Here is a 26,053-nt window from a genome sequence, read left to right as displayed (position 1 = left end):
ACAGGGCGTGTAGCCAGCGCCACCATCATCGTGGCGCTGGTCGTGACGTTAGCTGAATCTTTCCGGGCGGAAGGTCGCCAGCATCGGGTGTTTAACGCCGGTGAGTATCTCCTGCGTCAGTATCTCACCGAGGATCAATGCCAGCGTGGCGCCGGAATGGGTGAAGACAACAAAACAGCCGGGAACCTGCTGCAGCTCACCGACCACCGGTTCGCCATCGCCAGGAATCGGTTTGAGACCGATTTTCCAGCTGCTGGCTTTCAGCGGCGCGCCGTCAGCGATCAGGTTACCTGCTTCCGCCATCAGCTGGTTAATGACTGCGGTATCAATGCTGTACTGCCCGTCGGCCTGCGCGACGATGTGCTCTTCATACCAGTCATGATCGACGGCGATGGTGTTGCCGGGATTAGGCCGGACCGCCGCGCGCGGCGTATTCATTACCACCTGCAGCCGGTGATCGCCGGGCTGGCTGGTCACCAGCATAGAGACCGGAGAACCGTTGGGGATGTGCACGCCGAGCGGGGCAACCACTTCCGGCGTCCACGGGCCACACGCTACCAGTACGCGATCGGCCAGCAGCTCACCGCGTTTTTCGCTGCGAATGCCGCTGGCCCGGCCGTCTTTGGTGATCACGCTGGCTTTACCGGCGTGCTCAACGATCTCTCCGCCCAGCGCGCGCAATGCCTGAACCAGATGCTCAACCAGATGCGGCAGGCTGACCCAGCCTTCACCGGGGTTGGCAATCGCCACCTGACTCAGACTGGCCGGATTCACCTGCGCATCGACATCACCGACCGTGGCGCGATTGATCAGCTTTGAGTCGTAGCCCTGCGCTTTTTCATAGTGATGACGCGCTTTGGTGCCCGCTTCATCGTCTGCGGCCCAGTAAATCGCGCCGTCGAAGCGCAGCCAGTCGAGCTGCGGATGACGGGCAAACAGCGTGCGATAGCGGTCAATGCCCGCCATGCGCAGCGCATGGTAAGGCTGCGAACGCTCGCCCGCGGAGTTGAGCCAGGAGAGGGATCGGCCGGTGGCGCCGGAGCAGAGTGCCGCTTCCGTCACCAGCGTGACCTGCGCGCCCGCCTGCGCCAGCTGCCAGGCGGTTGAGACGCCGAGGATGCCGCCACCCAGCACGATAACGGTTTTTGCCACGGTTTTGTCAGACATCATTCATTCCTTCTGTTAAAAAATGTTCGCCCTTCAGGCAATACGTACGCGATGCTGCTGATGGAGCTGCTCAATAAGCTGTAAAACGCCGAGCGCTTCACGCGCATCAACCGGCGGCGGCCCACCATGTAACAGCGCGTGGGCTAACAGCTGATAGAAAGCGGGGTAGTCGCCACGTTCAATCGGCACCGTTGTGGTTGCCCCGACCGTGCCGGCCCGGGCAACGTTTTCTGCCGGCGTCACGCCGTACTGGCTATCGCCGGGCGACATGCCAGCCGCCAGCTGCGGCTCCTGATTGTCCAGCCCCCAGTGGGTGAAAGCGCCTTTGCTGCCCAGCAGGTGAAAGCGCGGCGCATTCAGTGCCGCCTGGCCATTCATCCACAACCGCGAGCGCACGCCGTTGTGGTGCAGCAATGAGACAAAACAGTCCTCGTCGCTGTCCGATTGCGGGCCGGAATGGCGCGCCAGCTCTGCCGTGGCATGGGCGACCGGGCCAAAGAGCTGGATGGCCTGATCAATCAGATGGCTGCCGAGATCCAGCAGCAAACCACCGCCCTGCGCCAGCGTGACGCTGTCACGCCAGTTGCCGAATCCCTGCGGTCGCCACCACTCGAAACGCGACTCAAAACTCCTTACGGTGCCGAAGGCTTCCTGGTGCACCAGGCGCTGCAACGTCAGAAAGTCGCCGTCCCAGCGTCGGTTGTGAAACACGGTGAGCAAGGTATTGGCCTGCTGCGCGGCGGCGATCATCATTTCTGCCGCCTGCACGTCTGGTGCGAACGGTTTATCCACCACCAGATGGATCGCACGCTGGCTGGCCTGTATAGCCTGCTCCGCGTGTTGCGCCGGTGGCGTGGCCAGCACGATGAGATCGATGCCGATCTCGCCGCCATCAATGGACTTGAGCAGCGCGGGCCAGTCCGGCAGCACGCGCGCCTGGGGGTAACGTTGCTGCGCGGTCGCTACGCGTTGGGCATCGCCAGTGACGATAACGTCGAGACGATAGTCGTCGTTATGTGCAAGCAGCGGTGCATGAAACACGCTGCCGGCGACGCCAAATCCCACCAGCGCCGTGCGGACTGGGCCGCTAACCTGAAGATGCGTCATCACAGTACCTCCGACAGAAAACGCTGCAGGCGCGCGGATTGCGGACGGTCAAAGATTTGTTCCGGCGTGCCGGCTTCCACGATTTCGCCTTCATCCATAAACACCACCTGATCGGCCACGCGCCGGGCGAAGCCCATCTCATGGGTCACGACTACCATGGTCATGCCGCGCTGGCACAAATCGGCCATTAGCGTCAGAACGCCTTTCACCAGCTCAGGATCGAGTGCCGAGGTGGCTTCATCGAACAGCATCACTTCCGGCTCCATCGCCAGCGCGCGCGCTATTGCCACGCGCTGCTGCTGGCCACCGGAGAGATCGCGCGGACGGTGATCGGCTCGCTGAGCAAGGCCCACTTCGGCCAGCCGCTGACGGGCAATCTCCAGCGCTTCGGCTTTCGGGCGGCCTTTCACTTTCCACGGTGCCAGCGCCACGTTTTCCAGCGCGCTGTGATCGGGAAACAGATTGAAATGCTGAAACACCATGCCAATTCTCAGCCGCAGCGCATCGGGCTTGTCCTTCAGGACAGAACGCCCGGCCAGTAAGACATCGCCGTTCTTCGGCTCATGCAGGCGATTGATGCCGCGCAGTAAGGTGGATTTTCCCGATCCCGAGGGACCGATGATGCAGGTGGTGGTGCCCGGTTCGATGCTCAGCGACACATTGCGCAGCACCTCAATCGGGCCGTACGCCAGCGTCAGATTGCGCAGCTCGAGGCTGGCGCCGTGAAATGCAGATGGCATGGCCATATTAATGTCCTCGCTCGCTGGTAAGTGAGACCGCCGGAACCACGTTGCGCTTTTGTTGCACTTCATCGAGCTCCTTCAGGCCGCTTTGTGGCGCGGTGGCACGGCGACGTCCGGTACGGTAGCGGACGTCGATGTAGTTCACGGCGTGGGTGAGCGGCACGGTGATCACCAGATAGAACAGCCCGGCCAGCATCAGGGGTGACAGGTTGCCGCTTAGCACGGCGGCATCCTGGCCGACGCGGAACAGCTCACGCTGACCGGTCATCAGGCCCAGCAGATAAACCAGCGACGAGTCTTTGATGATGGCGATGAACTGATTGACTATCGCAGGCAACACGCGGCGGATGCCCTGCGGAATGATCACCAGGCGCATCGCCCGGCCATAGCTCATTCCCAGCGCCCGGCAGGCTTCCATCTGCCCCTGTTCCACGCTCTGGATACCGGAGCGGAAAATCTCGCCCATGTAAGCGCTGGCAATCAGGCTCAGGGCAAAAATGCCGAGCGGATACGGCGTCGGACCAAATAGCTGATAGCTGAAACGCGCCAGGCCCTGACCAATCAACAGAATGGTGAGGATGGAAGGCAAGCCGCGAAACAGATCGGTATACAGCCGCGCGGGCACGCGCAGCCAGCGCGAGGGCGAGATGCCCATCAGCGCCAGTATCAGGCCGAATAACGTGCCCAGCACGGTGGCCGCCACGGAGATAATGATGGTGTTGACCAGTCCGGTTGCCAGCAGTTGTGGCAGGACGTCCATCATCGATGGAATATCAAAAAACGTACGGGAAAGAATAGTGATCAGATCCATAGCCGATTCTCGGTTGCGGGTGACGGACATGCGCCGTCACCGGATGCAGTCTCACGCATAACGATGCGCAGGGTTATTGGCCGCCGGGCAGATACTGTTGCGGCATTGGCGAACCCGGGAACCACTTCTGGTACAGCTGTTTCCAGGTCCCATCCTGCATCGCCGCTTTGATGGCTTTATCCAGCGCTGCTTTGAACTCGGGCTTGCCTTTGGCGATGGCGACACCCGCAGGCGCGTCAAATGAAGGGATGTTCGCCGCCGTGACCAGCTTAAAGCGGGTGGCATAATCTTTGGCGGCTTCGTAGTCGAGGAACATAGCATCCAGCGTGCCGTTATTCAGCGCGGACACCGCCGCGTTGTTATCGGGGAAACGCACCAGATCGGTCTGTTTGAAGTGCTGCAGCGCATAGTTCTCCTGCAGCGTGCCCTGAATCACTCCGAGCCGTTTATGCGCCAGGGTTTCAACGTTTTTCACTCCGGAATCGCTGCGGGTCAGCACCGTCAGATAGCCCGCAAGATAGCCGGTGGAGAAATCGACGGTTTTTTCGCGCAGCGGCGTGATGCCAATGGCGGCGACGCCGGCATCATACTGGCCATTTGCTACCGCCGGTAGAATGGCGGAGAAGTCCTGACCGATAAAATCCACCTGATCGATGCCCATGCGATGCGCCACATTTTTGAAGAATTCGACGTCAAAGCCGGTGAAGTTGCCGTTTTTATCGGTGAAGGTGTAGGGCTTCGCGTCGCCGAGGCTGGCAACGCGGAGGTGACCGGGTTCGATCAAACCCCAGGGATTACTGTCGCTGGCGGCGTGGGCGCTCCAGCTGGCGGAAACCAGCATTGCCGTGCCGAACAGGGCGGCGGTCAGTTGATTGAAACGTTTGTGCGATGTCATAAGGCTCTTCCGTCTGTGCAGGTGAAACTTCAGAGTTCGCCAAGCCGGTTTATTGTTATTGAGACCGGTCTCAACGCGGAGCAAAATGAAACCGGCTCTGGTTGTGAGACCGGTCTCATTCGGATATACTGATATTAAGCACACGCTATCAGCAGCGTCAATTATGTTGTTATCAACTTGTGATTCGAAATAATTATGACCAATGAAAATGCTCGTTCCCGCGGTCCGACCGTTGCCGACGTCGCCCGCGCCGCCAATGTTTCCAAAGCTCAGGCGGCACGCGCGCTGGGCGGATATGGTTCCGTCAGTGAAGACGTGCAGACGCGGGTGAATCAGGCTGCTGAAGCGCTGGGATACCGACCGAACGAGCTGGCGCGCAGCATGAACACCGGCCGCTCCAATACCATCGGGGTGATTGTCGGCGACATTGAAAACCCGCACTTTGGCCTCGCGCTGCGCGGCATGGCCGACGTCGCGCGCCAGGCGGGCTTTCACCTGCTGTTGAGCAACAGCGATGAAACGCTGGACGAGGAGCGGGAAGCCGTGCGCGTGATGCTGGATAAGCGCATCGATGGCATCATCGTTGCGCCGTGCAGCTCATTGTTTGAGGATAATGAACATCTTCGCCAGGTGCTGGCAGAAGGGCGTTCATTAATGATGTTCGACCGGGCAGTGCAGGGGATGGAGGTGGAGACCATCCAGGCGAACTTTGTCGCAGTGGCCAAACAGGCGACGGAGCTGTTACTGGCGGCCGGACATCAGCGTATTGCTTATCTCTCCAGCATGCGCAGCGCTGCACCGTATTCGCCGGCAATCACGCTGGGCCCCACGCCGGTGGCGCAACGTGTTAGTGGAATGATTGATGCCTACCGGGCCGCAGGTAAGGAACTGGATCCGGCGCTGATTCGGCTTAATGCACTCAGCGAAGCCATCATTGAGCAGATCCTGACTGAACTCCTGGCGCTCGCCGAACCACCCAGCGCGCTGATTGCCTCCGATAACCTGATTGCGATGGGCATCCTGCGCGGTCTGGCCAAACGCGGCCTGCGCGTACCCGAAGATATCTCTTTTGTGATGTACGACGATTTTCCCTGGACCGAGCTGATGTCACCGCCGCTGACCGTGGTCGCTCAGCCGGTGTATGAAATGGGGCGCGAAGCCGCGCGCCGGTTGATTTGCCACATCCGCCAGCAATCCGCTGGCGCCTTACCCGCGTTTGACAGCTGGATGGTGGTGCGCGGCTCAGTGGGGGAAAATCCGTCGGCCCGGTGATACAATGTGCCGCGGCAGGCTTGTGGAATTTCTCCCTGCTTTTTTGGTCGCCATGAATGGCGCCCCTACAGAAAACGGCGCAGTTTTGTCCTTTCTTACGCACCAGTGAAGCATTGGTTTTACTGGTTACACCACTACTTCTCATGATGAAAAAATAGATCTGAAGGTGACTCTACTAAGGAAAAAATACCATTATGATTTCAAATGATAATGTTCTTAATGCATCATCCTTCATGTTGCTATTTTTGTTGTTGCTGTTGGGAGTCTGTTTTTTTATTTTTGTTTATAAAAATCTTGGCGGCGCTAAGGTAGGTAAGGATTCTTTTCTTTATTTCAATTATATGTTTTTTAAACGTGATGCTTTATCAAACAGTGCATTGATTTTTCTTGTTCTTGGATATGTGGCGGCGGCGATAGCTGAATATCGAAGAGGGTTTGATGATTTATCTTTAATATCTAATTTGTCTGGAGGAATGTCATTTCTTCTTTTCGCACTCTATGGGAAGTATTTTTACCAGGGGTTAATTGAAGATAAAAAGCCATTTTTCTTTATCAGGGTTTTCCTGACAAAATCAGACCTGTCTTTTGGTGCGATTTTTCTTTGGCTATCAAGATTTGCGTATATGACATGGTTAATAATATTCATTAGCCATTAAATAACGATTAAGAATATGACCGCAATTGTCACCTCATAAATCTTTGTTGGAGCCAGCCCGTAATGCAGCCTCAGTGCGAGGACGACGAGCTTTTTTGTATTTAAGGCAGGCTGGGCTGTGAATCCAGCAGGGCAAAGATAAGCAAACTACCGGGATCCTTTGGCGGATCTCAAGCTTCATTTAAATCCTGTTATATGAACTTAACTCTTTTGACTATACAGTCATTTTGCAAGGCAATTATGTGTAGGATATCGGCTGATAGATCCGTTACTATAATTAAGTTATACAATAGGCTGGTTACTGTAATCCTTAGAACTATAAATTACGAGATGATTGATATACAATAATACTTTAAATTAATTATTAATCATAAACTCGAAGGTTATATGAGAAAATTAGATGCTCATAAATAAAATATCTTGTTTGATATAAATGGTATTGATTGATTCATTCTGAGGAAGAAAATACATAAAATCATTTAAGAGACACACGACAAAAAATAAGTCAAGATAAAAAAGTTAAGAGCTATAAATAAAGAATCGATAAAGAACACCATACAAAATTAACATCAAATTAAACAGATGCAGTAAAGCCGGGAAAAATAGAAAAAAACACTTTGATCCATCTTTAACTAGATAAGGTGATAATTAAAAATATACAACTGCCTAGACAGATACAAGTCAATGTGATGCATACCCCACTTAGAGAATATGCATCACATAAAAACAACTCTAATATTTATTCAAGCACTTCAATCATATGTGCAAAAGTGCCATTTTCATCAAGTTCAAGGGGATAAAACCTTAACTTAGTTCCTATATGAATTGTTTTATTTCTATCGTCTTCTATTATATCATCACAGCGGAAAAAACATTCGGATTCATTATCATTTAGGTTACTGGCTTTAATAAACCCTCTGCGATTTTCAACATCAAACCATTTTACTACACCTTCAATTTTTCCGGGCAATGAAGCCTGCTTTATTAATTCTTGGGACATAATGGCTTTCCGAGAGGACCATCGTCCTAGATCGCCCGATCTCTCTTTATAAACCCTTTCATCATCATTCATTCGATGGGTAGGGATATCTTTTAAAACACAAAAAGAAAAGTCGAATGAGTATATTGTAGCTTTACGTCCAGAGCCTGCTTCGTCAATGTTAATGATATTGTATTCTTTAGAGCGGCTAGTATACTTATACAAAGGAACATTTGGGAAAGAAAATTTATAGGCCGATCGACTTCGACAAACATTAACTAAGTCATCTAAGAACTCTTTCTCTTGGGCATTTAATCCACTTTCATTATGAGAAGCATGCTTTTTTAAAGCTTCCGTAACGTTATTTTTTTCAACTTTTTTTGCAGAATCACATTCGCTATAGGCAACATCCATGCTCATATCTAATAAATGAATCAATCTTCGCATGTTTCCATGTGATGCATAAAGGATATGTTCTAAAGCGTCACCATAAATCCCAGATTTATTTATGTCAAAAACATCATGCGCTTTAAAACCGATATCTTCATCATCTTTTGGATTAATGTAGTTGTTTATAATATCTATAGATTTCTTTCTTAACCTTTTATAGTCCTGCTCTTCAATTATGCTATTTTCTAGCATAACGACATCACCATAACGTGTTTCATTAAGCATATCCGAGTAGGAATTGGGATAGACAGCCACTTTAGTTCTTATAAAGGATGCCGTTCTAAATTGATTCATTAGTATTTCGAAAAGACCTGTTTTGTTCTGATCGCTTTTGAAAAAACCCTTATCTAATGCACCTGCTTCATCAATCAGCAAAAGTATTTTACCATCAGTATCTTTAAGAAGAAACTTATAGCATTCCTCAATATCCTTGATGCCTGGATTAGGTTTCTTTTTGAACTCTTCGTGGTGATTTACTTTCCAATCTGCAGATGCTTCAACAAAACTAACTTTAATACCGGCTTTCCCTTGTTTATCTGAACTTACTTTTTGAAGATACTCATCACTACTTAACGCAGCTAGTCTAAGCATAACTTCAGCATTCTTATGCTTAGCTATCAAAGCACGAGGTATTAATTTTAAATTACCATGAATATCGGCAAGGTTTCTCACACCCTCAAAATGAGAATGTATCGATGCGAGCTCTTCCACTATCTTTATGACAACTTGCCTGTAAATTTCCTCTGGCTCTTCTATGTGCTGAAAATCATTAAGCTTAATCATTATAGGTAGAATGATTTCACTTTCCCCCTCTACTAATGCGGGTAATAATGAGGACAGATAGAAAGCTTGGTTAGCCCGAAGATACATTGTTTTACCAGAACCCATTCTGCCTTTAATTATAGAGTTCTCATAATCGAATGGTGTAGATAGGCCTGTTAGAGGGTTAACGAAAAGATTTAATAGTGTATTGAGATCATATTCATCTGCATTGCGAGTCTTAAAAGGTCTTGATTCAAATATTTCATCCATAAAAAACCTCATCTTAAAATTTAATTATACATATAGACTAAAGAATTGTTATCTTAACAAAAAGAGGGGAAGAATCTTACTAAAATAACTATATATTTATCAGCGTGATAAACGAATAGGGGTGATGTACGCTTTTATAACGAGGTAGTGCAAACGTTAAATTTGGCTGTTTTAATAACAACAAAATTTAACATAATCATGATTATGCGCACTTTGACCCGAAAGGTAAATCAGTAGTATCCACTCACAGCTCCATTTTTTTAAGGCTGCAAGTTATGGCGCACTCACCATTCTTCAAACCCTCGCCGGCAATAACGGATAACACTTTGTCCAGTTGTAGTTAGCCTTCGCCAGCATCAATTCTCCCGCCACCGCACCGAAATTGATGTCCTGACGTTCATAAAAGAATTGACGCAAAACTGCGGGTAAAAACTCAGCGCTGTAGCGCAGTAACGTGCTGTGCCAGAATGGTGCCGGCAACGGGCTGTTGCCATGCCGCATCAGCAATTCATTTTTCCAGTCTGAATCCAGAACCTTGTCGCAGAATAACTGGCGCATGGCAATCGCAGGCGTATCAGGTATACCCGCAAGCAATAACTGACTGGGCAACGCCACTAAGCACAGATCCCGGATAACGATTTTTTTCGCAGCAAATTCCTGCCAGATCGTGGTCAATTGCACCACTTTCGCTGGTAGAGACTCGTTGACGTCATACAGCGGTAAAGTCAAAGGCAAAAAAGTAAAATGAAGGCCTTGCGCTGGCAGCGTATCGGCAAGCGGATCTGCCTGCGTGAGTCGTTGCAATTCATCAATCAGACGTAACACCGGTAAGGAAACTGACGGCTTTATCCCTGCGGCAAGCGCCAGTTTTACCGGATCGTAATAGTTCTCTTCACGGATGTTCCCGATGCCTGCATTTTTCGCCCACAGCGCAATGGTGTTCTCGTTTGCAGAACGGTACCGGGTTTGCAGACTGATTGGTTGCATGTCAGACCTTAGGGTATTTGGATGAGCGCAGATAATTAATTATGAAACGTTTTTTAGCAGATACTCCAGCCTGATTGTGGTGAAAACGCGTGATTATCTCATGCCTATTCAACCTCGCTTAAACGATGCGCGATTTGTCTTCGCTCTGACGGAGCAAAGCGTCTACAATGCCGGCGAAATTTTTACTGATGAGGATACACAATTGGACACCTGTCCCACACGATTACAATCGGTGCCGATGCTGAGATAGCCTCATCGCTGTCTTAGCCCTGCGTTAAGACGGTGGATTTTCCTCCCCCTTTTTCCTGCGTTCTGTCTGGCCCCGCTGTAATCCATTCTTATAACCCTGAATATCCATTGCCCGGCGGTGATGGAGTGAGGTCTGACATGGACTGGAAAATCTTTTTATTGCGCGTCACGGTCGCGCTGATTCTGGGCGCGCTAATTGGCAGCGAGCGCCAGCTGCGCCAGCGCCTGACCGGGCTGCGCACCAATGCGCTGGTCAGCACCGGTGCCTGTTTGTTTGTGCTGATGACGCAAAGCGTACCGGGAATTGCCGCAGATGCCTCGCGCGTCGCGGCCTATGTGGTTTCCGGCATTGGCTTCCTCGGCGGTGGCGTCATCATGCGCGATGGCCTGAATGTGCGCGGCCTTAACACCGCCGCCACGCTATGGTGTACCGCGGCGATTGGCGTGTTATGCAGCATGGGCTTGCTGCTGGAGGCAGGCATCGGTTGCGTAGTTATTCTGTGCGCCAACATCCTGCTGCGCGAGCTGGCACAGGGCATCAATCGGCAGAGCATCATTACTGCGGAAGACGCCAGCCAGTATTACAAAGTGCAGATCATCTGTCTGGCGGCCGATGAGGTGCAGGTGCGCAGCCTGATGCTGCATAGCCTTGGCGGCAGCGGTCTGCGGCTGCAATCCCTGCACAGTGAGGATCTGGAACCCTCACACCGCATGGCGGTGAATGCGGAAGTGCTGGGTAAACCCAGCCTGACCGATCAGCTGGAAAATCTGGTCAGCCGCATCAGCCTGGAAAAAGGCGTCAGCTCGGTCAGATGGCAGGTGTGTGAGCCGGAGACCGATTGAGTCGTTAAACGCGATGCGGCTGCGCTACCTGCCAAAGCGCAGCCGCAGCGTTGCCGGCAGCACGGTATGCTGGCTGATGGGTTCATCGCTGTTAATCATGGTAGTGAGCAGCGTAAAACACTCCTGCGCCAGGCGCGGCACATCCTGTTCGACGGTATCGATCGGCAGTGTCAGTGAGTCATACAGGTAGTGGTCGTCAAAGCTGGCCACGCGGATGTCGCTGTGCAGCAGGTGATGCTGGCTCATGTAACGCAACACTCCTTCCAGCAGACCGCAGGCGGCGGTAAAAATCGCTTTGGGCGGACGCCCCAGCCGGGCGCACAGTGCGGCAAACATTTCATAACCGCTGCTCGGGTGATAGTTGCCATGAATGATCCACTCCGGCCGCGGCGTCACACCTGCCCGTTCGAGACCCTGCATAAAACCGGCCAGACGATCTTTGGTGGGTGACAGACGCGGCTGACCGCCGAGGAAATAAATCTCATCCGGATTGGCACGCGCCAGCCGTTCCACCAGCTCGGCAGTCGGCGTGACCGAATCGGTCATCACCAGCGGCAGCTGCGTATCATTAACGTAGCGGTCAAACAGCACAATCGGCAGTTGATCGCTCAGTTTGACGTAGTCACTGTCGCTTAACATGCTGGACGCCACGATCAGCCCATCCACCTGACGCGCCACCAGATTATCCACCACCACCCGCTCCTGCCCGGCGTTCTCGTCAGTGCAGGAGATCAGCAGCTGTAAGCCCGCCTCGCGACACAGATTTTCCAGCGCGTGCGAGAACACGGCAAAACCATGGTTGGTGATCTCCGGCACCACTAAACCCAGCGTATGGCTGCGATTATCGCGCAGCGAGCGCGCGTGGATACTGGCCTGATAGTGATGTTCGCGCGCCAGCGTCAGTACCCGTTCACGCGTCTCTTTCGCTACGCGCAACTCTTTGCCACGGCCATTCAGCACCAGGCTGGCGGTGGCTTTGGACACCCCCGCCAGCGCGGCGATATCCGCTATGGTAACGCGTTTGGTTTTTCTCACGTCAGTGCATCGGTTAAGGAAACAATGACTTATTCTACCATGCACGGCCGCAACGACCAGTAGCGCGCCGTCACTTCTGCGTGTCCGGTCAGGGTTAATTGCGCCGGATGCGCCGGGAAGTAGCGGCTGCTCATCACCCCTTCCCCTTCATTAATGAAAATCTCGACGCTTGAGTGATCGCACAGTAACTGGAGCTGATTCACCGCGCCGCGCCAGTAACGGAACTGCCACTCGCCGTTTGCCAGACTGCGCCGCGCGAGCCGCAGCCCGTCGGCGCGCCACTCCAGCCGTAGCTGGTCGGCGAAGTTCAGGGTGATGTCGCCCTGCCCGCTCAGCAGTAACTCCAGCCGCTGCGCATCAATGACCGGCGCATCGGCGGCTGGCCCCTGATAGTGCTGTTCAGCGCTGCGCAGCGCCTGCAGTTCAGTGACCGGACGCTGGAACAGCCGGCCATCGCGCGTGCCCAGTTCGCGCACGCAGGTCATCTGATGGATCCAGCCATTGGCCACCGTGGGCTGCAGCATCTCCTCGCCGTCCGGCACGCCCATCCAGCCCACCAGCAGCCGGCGTCCGTCGGCGGTTAGCGTGGTTTGCGGCGCGTAAAATTCGAAACCGGCGTCAAGCTCATGTAATTCGCCATGGCTAAAGCGGGCGTTAGCGTAATCAAGATCGCCGGACAGCCACGCGCTCGGATGTGCATTGAGAAAACGATGCTGTTCCCGGGCAAGCCCCTGCGGACAGCAAATCAGGAAGGTGCTATCGCCGAGGGTAAACATGTCCGGGCATTCCCACATGTAACTGGCTGCCGCCAGCCCGTTCAGGCCGCTGCCGGCAATCTCGCCCAGATTGTGCCACTCACGCAGGTCCGCCGAGCGCAGCAGCAATACTTTGCCCTGCTTTTGTTGATCCTGCGCACCCAGCACCATGAACCAGTGCTCGCCATGCCGCCACACTTTCGGGTCGCGCACGTGTCCGGTATAGCCGTCGGGCAGCGCGATCACCGGCCCGAGTTTGTCAAAGCCGCCCTGCGCATTCTGCACCGCCAGACACTGCCAGGCGGTGCGCGAACCATCGGCAAACTTCACGTTGCCGGTATAGATCAGGGTCAGCGCGCCATTATCATCAACGGCGCTGCCCGAATAGCAGCCGCTGCGGTCATACTCTTCATCCGGCATTAACGCTATGGGTTCATGCTGCCAGTGCAGCAGATCGGCGGAACTCCAGTGGCCCCAGCATTTATGCTGATGCTGACAGCCCAGCGCATTCCACTGATAGAACAGATGGTAACGCCCGGCGAAGTGAATAAAGCCGTTCGGATCGTTAAGCAATCCGATGACGGGCGCCAGATGCCAGCCCGGATAATGCGGGTCGCGCAGCGCGCGCGGCTGACCGCGCATCACCGCCTGTAAAATATCGGGTAACAATGTAGAAGCCGCCATTATTCCGCATCCGTTTTGTATTTGAGCAGATAAGAGATCACAAATGCGCTGCTGAAGGCAATCACCATGCCAATGGCATAATTAAGCAATGAGCTGGCCTGCACAATCGCCATGCCCGGGAGCCCGGTCAGACCGACAGCTGTCATGTACACATGCACCGACACTACCCAGGCCCCGCCCAGCGCGCCGCCAATCAGGCCGGCGATAAAGGGTTTCATAAAGCGCAGGTTGATACCGAAAATCGCCGCCTCGGTAATACCCAGCAGCGCTGAAAAGCCGGACGGCAGCGAAATGGCTTTGATTTTCACATCTTTGGTTTTAAACCACACCGCCAGACAGGCACCGCCCTGCGCCACGTTAGCCATCGCCCAAATCGGCAGCAGGAAGTTGACGCCAATCGCCGGATTGCCCAACAGCCCGGCTTCAATCGCATGGAAGCTGTGGTGCACGCCGGTGATCACGATAACTGAGTAAAGCCCGCCAAACACCAGTCCGGCCAGCCAGCCGGCATGGGCAATCAACGTGCTGAGGACGAATGAAATACCGTCGCCCAGCATCCGCCCTGCCGGACCAATCACCAGCAGCGCAACGAAGCCGGCGATAATCACCGTCAGGAACGGCGTCAGGATCAGATCCAGCGCGTCCGGAATTACCCGGCGCAGCTGCTTCTCCAGCACGCTCATAAACCACACCGCCAGCAGCACCGGAAACACCGTGCCCTGGTAGCCGATCATCGCCACTTCGATACCGAAAAAGTTCATGGTATGGAAGCCGGCCGCCACGCCCCAGGCGTTGGTGAGCGCCGGATGGGTCAGAATGCCGCCGAGCGTGGCACCGAGGAACGGGTTTCCGCCAAACTCGCGTGCTGCGGTAAAGCCAATCAGGATCGGCAGGATGATAAAGGCCGCCGAGCTGCACATATCCAGCATGATATACAGCGCATTATCGGGGTTAACCCAGCCGTAGGTTTTAACCATGCCGAGCAGTCCCATCAGCAGGCCAGAGGCCACAATCGCCGGGATGATCGGTACAAAAATGTTCGACAGCAGACGCGCAATGCGCTGGAACGGATTGAGCTTGCGCGCAGCGATATCCGCCGCTTCCGACTTGCTGGTTTCACTGATGCCAGCTTCGCGGATAAACGCGGCATACACTTTATTCACCACGCCGGTACCAAAAATCACCTGCAGCTGTCCGGCATTGCGAAAACAGCCCTTCACCCCGTCAAGTTTGCCAATCGCGGCGGTGTCGGCTTTGGCATCATCCACCAGTACCAGGCGCAAACGTGTGGCACAGTGCGCTGCACTGGCGATATTTTCCCGGCCTCCCAGCAGCGGCAGCAGCGACCGGGAAAGAGTAACAAAATCCATAGTAACCTCTGTTTTTGGTTGTTATGCCATCATGCGCTAAGCGGCCCGCACGCGGGCCGTTTCATCAGAACCAGGTTTCCATTTGCACGCCAAAGTTCCACTCGCCGCCGGACTTAAAGCCGGTGCTGCCAAAGGCGTCATCGCTGGCGTAGTTATCCAGACGATGATCCCAGTCCATCCAGCTGGCGAACAGGCGGATTTCCGGACGCTTGAGGAATTCGCCCACATCGCTGGCTTTGAGCGTGGGGGCGACGGTGAGCTTGTAGAAATTGCCGCTGACGGCCTGACGATTGTTATAGCCTTCAGGCCGCAGATCCATGTACTGATATGAGCCTTCATACTGCATCTCAAAGTTCTGCGTAAATTCCTGAATCAGGCGCAGGTTCACGGTGGCCCACTCATAGCTGTCGCCTTTGACATAGCGGTCTTTGCTGCTCTGCGCCAGCAGCGCAGGCGCGATGTGCCAGCCAGCGCCCAGCGGTGTCATGCCGTAGCTGGCGAGCCGCCAGGTATTCGCCTGCGGCAACAGCGCGCCATCGGAACCAATACTCTTCACTTCTGCACCGAGGCCATGACCGTACAGCAGCGCGGTTTTCGCTGAACCCTCACCCAGGCCGTAGAAGCTGTCGTTGTGCAATCCGACCAGGGCGTGCACACCGTCACTGGCGGCATCACTTTTCACGCGGTTGCCGTCAATATCGGTGCGCTGATCGTTATCTTTCGCGCGCATGCCGCTCACCATCAGCTGCAGCGGCCCGACGAAGTTATTCAGCGACAGAATGTAGTTTTGCGCGGTGTTATCGTTATTTTCGATGTCCCCGAAGGTGCGGCCATAAATCGACAGGTTGCTGCGGGCGTCATCGCCCCACTTCATGTCGTAAATACCGGCCCCGGTTCCGGCGAGAAACACCACATCGGAATCGATCCAGTGTATGTCGAAGTTATCGCGGTCGAAACGTTTACCGGCCCACACCGTGGTGTCTTTGAACGCGCCGGTGAAGGTCGGGAGCTGCCCCAGCTCGACAAACGCCTGACGCAGGTTGAGATCGCTGCTGGCGGCAGTCCAGTCGTTGTAGGTGCGCTGTCCGTCGGCCAGCATCGCCTTGAAGCGCGTGGTGGCACCGTTGGTCAGCGTTTGTTTATGTTCGAGGTTAAGTTCAACGTAGGTATCCGGCTCATTGCCGAGCCGCCCGACGTGACCGCCGGTCTCACCGGCTGGCGTGACGGTGGGCCCGCCCTGAGTTTTCGCAGCGGAACTGTTCATCAACAGGCCAGAACGCGCGTAGCCATGAAACTCAAAGCCCTCTGACTCGCTGCTGGCGGCGGGCGCAACAGGCTGAGCGGCCTGCGGTTCGGTCTGTGCCACGGCAACCGGCGTCGGGTTCTGCTGCTGCACCGCAGCCAGCTTTTGCACCTGCTGTTCCGCTGCCTGCGCGCGCTGCTCCGCCACGCTGGCACGCTGTTCAGCCGCGGCCAGCCGTTTTTCCATCGCCGCCAGGCGCGCTTCAATACTGCTCATGTCGTCAGCCGCCCAGGCTGAGCCTGAGCCTAATACGGTGCTAAGGGTTATCGCGATTATACTTTTTTTCACTGTTTTGCATCCCTGAGGCAAGGCTATCATCAGATGTATTTTTTTTGCTAAACCGGTTTAGGCACCGCATCATAGCGGTGCCGATTTTTAAAGCGCAATGGATTTTGCTAAACCGATTTAGTGGATGTGAGATACATCGCAAAACAGGGAAAACGGCGGGGTCAGATACCGTGCTGCTGTAACTGTTGATAGTTGGGTAACGCGGTCATCGCGCCTTTGGCGGTGGTGGCCAGCGCCCCGCACGCCTGCGCCGTGCGCAGGCAGGCCGCCAGCTGCGCTTCATCCGCCGGCAAACCCCGCTGCGCCAGTTCCCACAGCAGTCCCGCCACGAAGGCATCGCCGGCACCGGTGGTATCCACGCTGATCACCGCGCGCGCGGGATAGTGAGTTTGCCGGCCATCAAAATAAGCACGCACGCCAGCGCTGCCCTGCGTGACTAATAACAATTTAAGAGAGAAGCGCTGCGCCAGTTGCGCGATGCCGCTGTCAATGTCGGCGGTGTCCGTCATAAAGGCCAGTTCTTCCACGGAGAGCTTCACCACATCCGCCCGTTGCAGGGCCGCACTGAGGCATTGCAACAACTCCGCCGCATCGGACCACAAATCAAGACGGATATTGGGATCGAAGCTGACAAAACCGCCCGCCTCACGCACACGCTGCATGGCGGTTAACGCCGCCGTGCGCGACGGCTCGGTGAGTAACGCAATCGAACAGCAGTGCAGCCACTCGCCACACTGAAACCGCGGCAAATCGTCTGGCGTGAGAAATAAGTCGGCGCTGGGGCGCACCATGAAGGTGAAGGTACGCTCGCCGTACTCATCCAGGGCCACGACCACCGTGGAGGTGCGCTGCTGCGCATCTTTGCGCATATGGGAAACATCCACCTTTTCCTGCGCCAGCGTGCGACACAAAAACTGGCCAAAAGGATCGTCGCCCACCCGTCCGATAAATCCGCTACTGCCCGCCAGCCGGGCGATACCCACTGCCACATTGGCGGGCGCGCCGCCGGGACACTGCAACAAACGGCCTGCGTCATCAGGCAGCAAATCCACTACGGCATCACCCAGACACCAGATACGTTTCATCATGATTCAGTCTCACCTAATCGCTAAAACGGTTTAGCAAAGCATGCATATTAATCATGAATGTGGGTATTTGTCACCGTGAACAGACCGACAGGCTTCAGACTTGTCCGTTGCTGGGATCGGTTTCGCCCTGCCGCATGGTCGTCTGCGTATTGACGTCTATGCTTAAAGTTTTCCAAAACCTTATAAAAATCGGTGTCATTGAGATTTCATTTCGCCACTTGTCCGGAGGCAAAGGCATGAGCAACCCACGCGATGAGAAGACGCAGCGGTATTCACCGCAGCAGGAAGAGACAGAGCGAGCCCGGCTGACAGCCGGTGCCACCGGGCCGGCCCCCGTCACGGTGCCGGTCACGCTGCAGGTGAACGGCGAACCTCAGCAGCTTAACGTGGATACCCGTACCACGCTGCTGGACGCGCTGCGCGAACATTTACATCTGAGCGGCACCAAAAAAGGCTGCGATCACGGTCAGTGCGGTGCCTGTACCGTGCTGGTCAATGGCCGGCGCATCAACGCCTGCCTCACTCTCGCGGTGATGCAGCAGGATGCCGAAGTGACCACCATTGAAGGCGTCGGCACGCCTGATGATCTGCACCCGCTGCAGTCCGCCTTTATCCGCCACGACGGCTATCAGTGCGGCTACTGCACGCCGGGGCAAATCTGCTCCTCGCTGGCGGTGCTGCAGGAAATTGCGGCGGGCATTCCCAGCCATGTCACGGGCGATCTGACTGCCGCGCCAGCGCTGAGCGATGAAGAGATTCGTGAACGCATGAGCGGCAACATCTGCCGCTGCGGCGCCTATGCCAACATTCTTGCCGCCATTGAAGAGTACGCCGGAGGCCAGAAAGCATGAGAGCCTTTACCTTTGAACGGGCAGCGACGCCCGCACAGGCTGCCAGCAGCGCGATGCAGCATCCGGGCGCACGGTTTATTGCCGGCGGTACCAATCTGCTCGATTTGATGAAGCTGGAAATTGAAACCCCGTCGCACCTGATTGATGTTAACGGACTGGCGCTGGACAGCATTGAACCCACCGCCGGGGGCGGCTTACGTATTGGTGCGCTGGTGCGCAATACCGATCTGGCGGCAGATGCGCGCATCCGGCGCGACTATGCCGTGCTGACGCGCGCGCTGGTGGCAGGCGCTTCTGGCCAGCTGCGCAATCAGGCCACCACCGCCGGCAACCTGCTGCAGCGCACGCGCTGTCCCTATTTTTACGATGTTAATCAACCCTGCAATAAGCGTCAGCCCGGTACGGGCTGTGCCGCACGCGAAGGATTCAGCCGCCAGCATGCGGTAGTGGGTGTCAGCGAAGCCTGTATTGCCACCCATCCCAGCGATATGGCGGTGGCGATGCGACTGCTGGATGCGGTGATTGAAACCGTCAGCCCTGATGGCAGCCAGCGCGCCATTCCCATCGCTGAATTCTACTGCGCACCGGGCGACACGCCGCATATCGAAACCGTGCTGCAGCCGGGTGAGCTGATCGTCGCGGTCACCCTGCCTGCACCGCTGGGTGGCACCCACATTTACCGTAAGGTGCGCGATCGCGCTTCTTATGCCTTTGCGCTGGTCTCAGTTGCAGCGGTTATCCTGCCTGAGGGTAGCGGCCGGGTGGCCGTCGGCGGCGTGGCCCATCAGCCGTGGCGCAGCGCGGCGGCGGATGCTGAGCTTCCTCACGGGGCGCAGGCAGTCTGCGATGTGCTGTTTGCTGATGCGCGTCCCACTGAAGCCAACCGATACAAACTGTTGCTGGCGCAGCGTACGCTCGCCTCAGCGATCGCGGAAGCGAGGAGCAACGCATGAAATTTGACACACCAGCAACCGCCAATCCTATCGATCGGCAGCGCGTCGTCGGCCAGCCGCTGGCGCGCATCGACGGGCCGTTAAAAACCACCGGCTCGGCGCATTACGCCTATGAATGGCATGCTGAAGCACCGGATGCGGCCTACGGTTATGTGGTCGGCGCACCAGTTGCCAAAGGCAATATTCTCTCGATTGACACCCACGCCGCAGCACAGGCACCGGGCGTGCTCGGTATCGTCACCGGAGCAACCGCCGGCAAACTCAACAAGGCAGAGCGCAACACTGCGACGCTGCTGGCAAATAATCAAATCGAACACTATCACCAGGCTGTGGCGCTGGTGGTGGCGGAGACCTTCGAGCAGGCACGTGCGGCCGCGCAGCTGGTTAAGGTTAACTGCCAGGCTGAAACGGGAGCTTACGATCTCACAGCGGCCCAGCCAGAGGTGACAACGTCACCCGAAGGAGAGCCGGATAAAACACTGGGCGACGTCGATGCTGCCCTGCACTGCGCAGCCTTTACGCTGGACGCCACCTACACCACGCCCGATCAAAGCCATATGGCAATGGAACCGCACGCTTCCATGGCGCTGTGGCAGGACGATCACCTGACGGTCTGGACCTCGAATCAGATGATTAACTGGTGCCATACCGACCTGGCGCACACGCTCGACATGCCGATGGAAAAGGTGCGCGTGCTGTCTCCTTACGTCGGCGGTGGCTTCGGCAGCAAACTGTTTTTACGAAGCGATGCGCTGCTGGCGGCTCTGGGCGCGCGCGCCGTGGGACGCGCGGTGAAAGTGATGGTGCCGCGCCCGATGATCCCCAACAACACTACGCACCGGCCAGCGACGCGGCAGCGCATCCGATTAGCTACCGATGCGCAAGGCCATCTCACCGCCATTGCCCATGAAAGCTGGTCCGGTAATCTGCCGGGCGGAACGCCGGAAACTGCGGTGCAGCAGACTGAATTACTCTACGCCGCCGCCAATCGGCTTACCGGGCTGCGCCTCGCCGAACTCGATCTTCCCGAGGGCAACGCGATGCGTGCGCCGGGTGAAGCACCCGGTCTGATGGCGCTGGAGATTGCCATGGATGAAATGGCCGCCATCGCCGGTATCGACCCGGTTGAGTTTCGCATCATCAATGATACACAGGTCGATCCGCTGCATCCGGAGCGCTTCTTTTCACGCCGCCAGCTGGTGCAATGCCTGCGCACCGGCGCCAGCAAATTTGGCTGGGCGGAGCGCTGTGCTAAACCCGGGCAGCGGCGCGAGGGGCGCTGGCTGGTGGGCATGGGCGTGGCAGCCGGTTTCCGTAACAACCTGCTGGCACCCTCTGCCGCGCGCGTGCAGCTGGATGCGCAAGGCACAATCACTGTCGAAACCGACATGACCGATATCGGCACCGGCAGCTACACCATCATTGCCCAGACGGCAGCCGAGATGATGGGCGTGCCGATTGAGCAGGTCAGCGTACGGCTCGGCGATTCGGCGTTTCCTGTCTCGGCGGGTTCGGGTGGCCAGTGGGGAGCCAATACTTCCACGGCCGGGGTTTATGCGGCCTGCGTCCGGCTACGCGAGAAGGTTGCCGCACAGTTGGGTCTGGATGCGGAAAGCGCAGAGTTTGCCGATGGGCACATTCACGCCAACGGGCAGCGCCTGCCGCTCACTGCGGCGGGTCCGCTGATGGCGGAAGAGACCATGGAATTCGGCGATCTGGACAAAACCTTCCAGCAATCCACCTTTGCCGGTCATTTTGTCGAAGTGGCGGTCGATAGCGCCACCGGCGAAGTGCGCGTGCGGCGCATGCTGGCGGTATGTGCCGCGGGGCGCATTCTCAACCCCAAAACCGCGCGCAGTCAGGTGATCGGCGCGATGACCATGGGCCTCGGCGCCGCGCTGATGGAGGAGCTGGCGGTGGACACCCGGCTCGGCTACTTCGTCAATCACGACATGGCAGGCTATGAAGTGCCGGTACACGCCGATGTGCCCGAGCAGGAGGTGATTTTCCTCGATGATATCGATCCGGTCTCTTCGCCGATGAAAGCCAAAGGCGTTGGTGAACTGGGGCTGTGTGGCGTCGGTGCTGCGCTGGTTAATGCGGTCTACAATGCCACCGGCGTTCGGGTGAGAGACTATCCGGTGACGCTGGATAAGTTACTCGCCGCGCTGCCCGATCAGCCGTAATGCAGGTCCCTTCCGCCAGTGCATGCTGGCTGGCGGAGGGTGGAAAGCGTAAGTGGCTAAGCCGTCAGGACTGCTCAGTGACAGAATGCGCTAACGCGTGACGCCGGCCCTCTGCGGCCAGCGTCACTGCGGTAGTTAATGCTCTCAGCGCCCCGCTTCCTTCGCCAGCCCGCACCAGTGCACCAGCGTTAGCGCAATGGCTTTGGTGCAGGCCACCAGATCGGCAATCGGCACATGTTCGTTAGGCTGATGCGACAGCGCCGGATCGCCGGGACCAAAGTTGACCGTCGGCGTCTGGCCTAACGTGCTGGGCAGGCCGATGTCGCTGTGGGCACCAAAGCCGGCCAGCTGCGGGCTCAGTGCCGCGTCACTCACGCCCTGCTGAAAAGCGCTGACAAAAGGATGATCGGCCGGGATCTCGGCGCAGTCGGCGTCCAGTATCCACTCCACGCGCGCCGGATGCTTTGCCAGGTAAGGATCCAGCGCGCATACCTTCGCCACGTGCGCCTCAATCTCCTGTTTTACCTTACCGCCCAGCCCCATCTCATCCTTTTCTGCCGGCAGATATTGCACGTCGATGACGATCTCGGCGCGGCCGGCAATCGACGCCGGGTGCTCGCCCACTTTCAGCTGCGTCACGATAATCTGGTTGGGCAGATCCATGAGTGGATGGTTTTTGTCGGGCTGCGTCTGCCAGCGGCGGTTCAGCACATCGAGCCCGTCCAGCATCTGGCGACACAACATCACGGCATCAACCGGACCGCTGCTGTCCCAGCTGTTCGGCGTTAATTCCGCATGGCCGCCGATGCCATCCAGAATGATGCGCGCCCACAAAATGCCGTGGCAAATCGGCGCGATGCGGTTGGCAGTGGGCTCCGTCATGATACCGGCATCGGCTTTGAAGCCGCGATCCACCATTGCCAGCGAGCCCATGCCGCCGATCTCTTCATCCACTACCGTGGTGAACACCACGTCGCCGGCCAGCTGCACGTTGAGGTCCTGCAGCAGCTCCACCGCCATCAGCATACAGGCCACGCCGCCTTTCATGTCCACCGCACCGCGACCATACACCGCCTCGTTGCGGATCTCCGGCACAAAAGGATCGCTGTGCCAGTGCTCAGCCGGACCGGGTGGTACCACGTCAATATGGCCGGTAAGCATCAGCGACCTGCCGCCACCGGATCCGCTCAGGGTGCCGCCCAGATTGGGACGGCCTTCGAAGGTGCGGCCTTTATTGGCGCCCGGGCGGCCCTGATACTTCTGGTACAGCGCCGGGCCATCCGGATCCCACAAATCGGTGTCCATGCCCAGCGCCATCAGCCGCTGCTGCAGATAGCGCTGGCAGTCGCGCTCGCCTGGCCCGGCCTCGCGCGGATCGACCTTTACCACCGAGGGAAACGCCAGCAGGTCGCATAATGTCTGCGCGATACGCTGCGCGCTGGCATCGACGTGTGCGCTAATTTTTTCAGTCAGACTCATGTGTTATCTCCGATAGATAAAAAGTCGTTGTGCCATTAACACCATGATTAACAGCATGCCCACCACGCCCAGTTGCCACACGCTGTTCAGCCCCAGCTGCAACATGCAGGTTTTGAGGGTGACCAGCATCAGCGCGGCGGCAAGAACGCCGATGACACTGCCGCGCCCGCCAAAGATCGCCACGCCACCCAGCAGCGCGGCAGTCAGCGATTCCAGCTCAAGATTGACACCGATTTCCGGGCGGGCGCTGCCGAGCCAGCACAGGGAAATAAAGCCGGCGCAGCCCGCCAGCGCGCCGCTCAGGCAGTAAACCAGCAGCCGCAGGCGATCGACCGGAATGCCCACCAGCCGCGTGGCGTGCTCATTGAAGCCGCAGGCGTAGATCCATTTGCCCCACGCGCTGTTGCTGAGGATCAGCCACGCCAGCAGAAACGCCGGGATGACACAGGTTAAGAAAGGCAACGGAACGGACAGCATGGCCGCCCGCCCCCACTGCGTAAGCAGCGGCGGCACGCCGGCCAGCGCCGCACCACCGGTTAATGCCAGCGCCAGGCCGGAAAACAGATAAAAACTGCCCAGCGTAACGATCAGCGGCCAGAGGCGTAAGCGCGCCACCAGCAGGCCGTTCAGCGCGCCGGCCAGGCTACCGCTCAGCAGGCAAATCAGCGGCAGCCAGCCGGGCGCAATGCCCTGATCGAGTGCCAGCATGCCAATGACCGCCGAGAGCGAAACGTTACCGCCAACCGACAAATCAATGCCGCCGCCGCCAGTCATCACCACCAGCGACTGCCCGAGCGCCACCAGCGACAACAGCGTGGCAAACTGCAGGATGGAGGTCAGCGACCATGCCGCCAGCATCTGCGGCAGCACAATCGCGATGGCCCCCAGCAGCAACAGCCACAGCGCCAGCAGCAGCGTCAGATCGGGGGCTTTGCGCCACAGTTTCATGCCAGCCTCCTTAGCGATAACAGCCGCCCACTGGCTGCTTCACTGCTCAGCACCAGCAGCAGCACCGCCCCGGTGACCACGGTTTGCCACAGCGAGGGCACGCCAATCAGCAGCAGGCCATTTTGCAGAATGCGCAACAGCAGCACGCCGAGCAGCGTGCCGAGCAGACTGCAGGAGCCGCCGGTAATGCGCGTGCCCCCCAGCACCACCGCGGCAATCGCCTCCAGTGCCAGCGTGCCGCCGACGGTCATCTCCACGTTACGATAGGTGGCGATGTAGCAGGTGGCGGCCAGGCCGCACAGCACGCCACTGAGGGCAAAAGTCGCGACACGCACCTGTGTTACCGAATGCCCGCCAGCCGCGCTTTTTCTTCGGAGTTGCCGGCGGCCAGCAGCCATAACCCGTACGGCGTATGGCGCAGCGCCAGCCACACCAGCGCCCAGGCCGCGACAATCAGCCAGGCCATCAGCGGCAGCCCCAGCAGCGGCCGCATCAGCGCGTGCGTCAGATCGCCCGGCAGACCGGAAAGCCACTGCCCGCCCAGCAACACAAACAGCGCCGTGCGCCAGACGCCGAACAGCCCCAGCGTGCCAACAATCGCCGGAATGCGGCCAATCACCACCACCAGCGCGGTGATCAGCCCTGCCAGCAGGCCAATAAGCGGTCCGGCCAGCGCCGCCAGCAGCGGGGATTGCAGCATCAGCAGTTGTCCGACACCCCACGCAGCCACGCCCATCACCACGCCCACCGAGACGTCCACGCCGCCCATGGCGATCACCAGCGTCATACCCAGCGCGATCAACAGCAGTTCGCTGCTGTTGCGCAGAATGGTCAGCAGGTTGTCAGCGGTAGCAAACCACGGCGAAAACCACGTAAAGCAGGCGCCAGCCAGCACGGCGATCGCCAGCAGGACGATTTCCCGCGAAGTCATATGCATCACAGGCCTCGTCAGAATTTGAACTGGTCGACGTTATCTTTGGTGAACACCGCCGGCTTGCCGAGCAGCAGCACACCGGTTTTGCTGTCAAAGGTCACCGGTTGGGCAAAGCCGGGAACGTGGTTTTCGGCGGCAAACGCTTTCCCGTCGATCAGCTGTTTGCCCGCCCACACCGTCAGATAGCCAAGCTTTTCCGGGTCCCACAGCACGGTGTAGCCAAACGCCCCGCTTTTCAGGTAGGCGCGCGCGGTGTTCGGGCTGCAGAAACCGCTGCCAATTACCTTGCCGTTTTTGCCAGCGGTTTCGATGGCCTGCGCCACGCCCGGACAGGTTGTGGAGGCCATGGCAATCACCCCTTTCAGATCGGGGTTAGCGGACATCAAATCGGTGGTGATTTGCGCCGCGCGGCTGGCGGAACCGCCGGCATACTGGGGTTTGAGCAGCGTAATGTGCGGATATTTGCTTTTCACCCGCTGCTGCATAAAGCCAATCCAGCTGTTGAGGTTGGACGCGGTGGCTTCGCCGGAGACGATGCCAATTTTGCCGCGCTCGCCGACACGTTTGACCATCTCATCGATCACCGTATCGCCCAGGCCCTCATCGGTGGCCTGCGCCACATAGACCGGCCGCCCGCTGTCGGGCGCATCGCTGTCGCTGGTGAACAGATGCACATTACTCGCCTGCGCCTGCGCCATCACCGGCGCAATACTGGAGGCATCCAGCACGCTGATACCAATCGCATTGACCTTCTGCGCAATCAGGTTCTGCACGATCTGCAGCTGATCCATTGGGTTGGTATCTACCGGACCGCTGTAGACAAACTCCACGCCGAGATCGTGCGCGGCGCGCTTGCCGCCCGCCTCCATCGCCTGAAAATAGGGAATACCGATGATTTGCGGCACGAAGGCCACCTTTTGTGCCGCGAAGGCGTAACCCGATACCAGCAACGACAGCGAACAAACAGCAGTAGCAATGCGATGCATGAT

The 26,053-nt window shown here is 57.0% G+C and carries 23 protein-coding genes; 6 read left to right on the top strand and 17 right to left on the bottom strand.

All coding sequences use genetic code 11. From position 1 onward, the window contains the following. Window positions 1-48: 48 nt before the first annotated feature. From F3J41_RS06385 to F3J41_RS06365, 5 genes are all read right to left on the bottom strand, one after another. Window positions 49-1,167 carry an FAD-binding oxidoreductase gene (locus F3J41_RS06385; RefSeq protein WP_058776330.1) on the bottom strand — a complete coding sequence of 373 codons (1,119 nt, stop codon included), beginning with the start codon at window positions 1,165-1,167 and terminating at the stop codon, window positions 49-51. Window positions 1,168-1,200: 33 nt separating this feature from the next. Further along, on the bottom strand, window positions 1,201-2,274 hold the full coding sequence (locus tag F3J41_RS06380; RefSeq protein ID WP_166710317.1) for a Gfo/Idh/MocA family oxidoreductase: 1,074 nt from the start codon (window positions 2,272-2,274) through the stop codon (window positions 1,201-1,203). Beyond that, entirely contained in the window at window positions 2,274-3,020 is a 747-nt protein-coding gene (locus tag F3J41_RS06375; RefSeq protein WP_021509433.1) for an amino acid ABC transporter ATP-binding protein, read from the bottom strand. Before F3J41_RS06375 ends, F3J41_RS06380 begins: the two co-directional genes overlap by 1 nt. A gap of 1 nt (window position 3,021) precedes the next feature. Then, window positions 3,022-3,828: an amino acid ABC transporter permease gene (locus tag F3J41_RS06370; protein WP_021509434.1), complete on the bottom strand. Its 807-nt coding sequence runs from the start codon at window positions 3,826-3,828 to the stop codon at window positions 3,022-3,024. A 73-nt stretch (window positions 3,829-3,901) separates the two neighbouring features. After that, window positions 3,902-4,723, bottom strand: coding sequence for an ABC transporter substrate-binding protein (locus F3J41_RS06365; protein WP_058781468.1), 822 nt, complete (start codon window positions 4,721-4,723; stop codon window positions 3,902-3,904). A gap of 195 nt (window positions 4,724-4,918) precedes the next feature. Here F3J41_RS06365 and F3J41_RS06360 point away from each other — a divergent pair, with 195 nt between their 5' ends. Both F3J41_RS06360 and F3J41_RS06355 read left to right on the top strand, forming a co-directional pair. Then, a complete protein-coding gene (locus F3J41_RS06360) occupies window positions 4,919-5,995 on the top strand; it encodes a LacI family DNA-binding transcriptional regulator (RefSeq protein ID WP_166710315.1) in 1,077 nt (358 codons plus the stop codon). Between the two features lie 194 nt (window positions 5,996-6,189). After that, complete coding sequence (locus F3J41_RS06355; protein ID WP_166710313.1) at window positions 6,190-6,651, top strand: hypothetical protein; 462 nt, start codon at window positions 6,190-6,192, stop codon at window positions 6,649-6,651. 738 nt (window positions 6,652-7,389) lie between these two features. On the opposite strand, the gene F3J41_RS06350 is transcribed toward F3J41_RS06355, so the two are convergent. Both F3J41_RS06350 and F3J41_RS06345 read right to left on the bottom strand, forming a co-directional pair. After that, window positions 7,390-9,111, bottom strand: a complete 1,722-nt coding sequence (locus F3J41_RS06350; RefSeq protein WP_166710311.1) for a hypothetical protein — start codon at window positions 9,109-9,111, stop codon at window positions 7,390-7,392. A 294-nt stretch (window positions 9,112-9,405) separates the two neighbouring features. Further along, complete coding sequence (locus tag F3J41_RS06345) at window positions 9,406-10,098, bottom strand: hypothetical protein (RefSeq protein WP_166710309.1); 693 nt, start codon at window positions 10,096-10,098, stop codon at window positions 9,406-9,408. Between the two features lie 387 nt (window positions 10,099-10,485). Here F3J41_RS06345 and F3J41_RS06340 point away from each other — a divergent pair, with 387 nt between their 5' ends. Next, complete coding sequence (locus tag F3J41_RS06340; protein WP_021509440.1) at window positions 10,486-11,190, top strand: MgtC/SapB family protein; 705 nt, start codon at window positions 10,486-10,488, stop codon at window positions 11,188-11,190. Window positions 11,191-11,214: 24 nt separating this feature from the next. Here the strand turns inward: F3J41_RS06340 and F3J41_RS06335 are convergent, their stop codons facing one another. The 5 genes from F3J41_RS06335 to F3J41_RS06315 all read right to left on the bottom strand — a co-directional run bounded on the left by F3J41_RS06335 (window position 11,215) and on the right by F3J41_RS06315 (window position 17,713). Then, window positions 11,215-12,225 carry a substrate-binding domain-containing protein gene (locus F3J41_RS06335; protein ID WP_058770156.1) on the bottom strand — a complete coding sequence of 337 codons (1,011 nt, stop codon included), beginning with the start codon at window positions 12,223-12,225 and terminating at the stop codon, window positions 11,215-11,217. A 29-nt stretch (window positions 12,226-12,254) separates the two neighbouring features. Continuing rightward, a complete protein-coding gene (locus F3J41_RS06330) occupies window positions 12,255-13,664 on the bottom strand; it encodes a sucrose-6-phosphate hydrolase (protein ID WP_166710307.1) in 1,410 nt (469 codons plus the stop codon). Further along, window positions 13,664-15,034, bottom strand: a complete 1,371-nt coding sequence (locus tag F3J41_RS06325; RefSeq protein ID WP_104093617.1) for a sucrose-specific PTS transporter subunit IIBC — start codon at window positions 15,032-15,034, stop codon at window positions 13,664-13,666. Before F3J41_RS06325 ends, F3J41_RS06330 begins: the two co-directional genes overlap by 1 nt. 64 nt (window positions 15,035-15,098) lie before the next feature. Then, window positions 15,099-16,655, bottom strand: coding sequence for a carbohydrate porin (locus F3J41_RS06320; protein WP_211075110.1), 1,557 nt, complete (start codon window positions 16,653-16,655; stop codon window positions 15,099-15,101). 131 nt (window positions 16,656-16,786) lie between these two features. Continuing rightward, the gene (locus tag F3J41_RS06315) at window positions 16,787-17,713 is read right to left on the bottom strand and encodes an aminoimidazole riboside kinase (RefSeq protein ID WP_166710303.1); all 927 of its coding nucleotides are present in this window, start codon (window positions 17,711-17,713) and stop codon (window positions 16,787-16,789) included. 236 nt (window positions 17,714-17,949) lie between these two features. On the opposite strand from F3J41_RS06315, the gene paoA reads away from it, so the two are divergent. Genes paoA through paoC form a run of 3 tightly spaced genes read left to right on the top strand, consistent with a single transcriptional unit; the run spans window position 17,950 to window position 21,703 of the window. Then, entirely contained in the window at window positions 17,950-18,564 is a 615-nt protein-coding gene (gene paoA / locus F3J41_RS06310; RefSeq protein ID WP_166710301.1) for an aldehyde dehydrogenase iron-sulfur subunit PaoA, read from the top strand. Next, a complete protein-coding gene (locus F3J41_RS06305; protein ID WP_058770152.1) occupies window positions 18,561-19,517 on the top strand; it encodes a xanthine dehydrogenase family protein subunit M in 957 nt (318 codons plus the stop codon). Before paoA ends, F3J41_RS06305 begins: the two co-directional genes overlap by 4 nt. Then, window positions 19,514-21,703 (top strand): aldehyde oxidoreductase molybdenum-binding subunit PaoC, encoded by a 2,190-nt coding sequence (paoC, locus tag F3J41_RS06300; protein ID WP_166710299.1) that lies wholly within the window; start codon window positions 19,514-19,516, stop codon window positions 21,701-21,703. The genes F3J41_RS06305 and paoC overlap by 4 nt, the downstream gene beginning before the upstream one ends. A 144-nt stretch (window positions 21,704-21,847) precedes the next feature. On the opposite strand, the gene F3J41_RS06295 is transcribed toward paoC, so the two are convergent. From F3J41_RS06295 to F3J41_RS06280, 5 genes are read right to left on the bottom strand one after another with little or no spacing between them, the layout of a single operon-like run. Continuing rightward, window positions 21,848-23,182: a M20 family metallopeptidase gene (locus tag F3J41_RS06295; protein ID WP_058758757.1), complete on the bottom strand. Its 1,335-nt coding sequence runs from the start codon at window positions 23,180-23,182 to the stop codon at window positions 21,848-21,850. 3 nt (window positions 23,183-23,185) lie between these two features. Further along, entirely contained in the window at window positions 23,186-24,130 is a 945-nt protein-coding gene (locus F3J41_RS06290; protein WP_021509450.1) for an ABC transporter permease, read from the bottom strand. Beyond that, entirely contained in the window at window positions 24,127-24,465 is a 339-nt protein-coding gene (locus tag F3J41_RS23390) for a hypothetical protein (RefSeq protein WP_371815450.1), read from the bottom strand. Before F3J41_RS23390 ends, F3J41_RS06290 begins: the two co-directional genes overlap by 4 nt. 5 nt (window positions 24,466-24,470) lie before the next feature. Next, window positions 24,471-25,067, bottom strand: a complete 597-nt coding sequence (locus F3J41_RS23385; RefSeq protein WP_247656255.1) for an ABC transporter permease — start codon at window positions 25,065-25,067, stop codon at window positions 24,471-24,473. Window positions 25,068-25,078: 11 nt separating this feature from the next. Then, window positions 25,079-26,050, bottom strand: a complete 972-nt coding sequence (locus F3J41_RS06280) for an autoinducer 2 ABC transporter substrate-binding protein (protein WP_058758760.1) — start codon at window positions 26,048-26,050, stop codon at window positions 25,079-25,081. Window positions 26,051-26,053: the final 3 nt, after the last annotated feature.

The organism is Pantoea sp. Ap-870, from assembly GCF_011752515.1.
GTDB lineage: Bacteria > Pseudomonadota > Gammaproteobacteria > Enterobacterales > Enterobacteriaceae > Pantoea > Pantoea dispersa.
The sequence above is the reverse complement of the archived record's forward strand: the minus strand, read 5'-3'. Positions and strand labels throughout refer to the sequence as shown.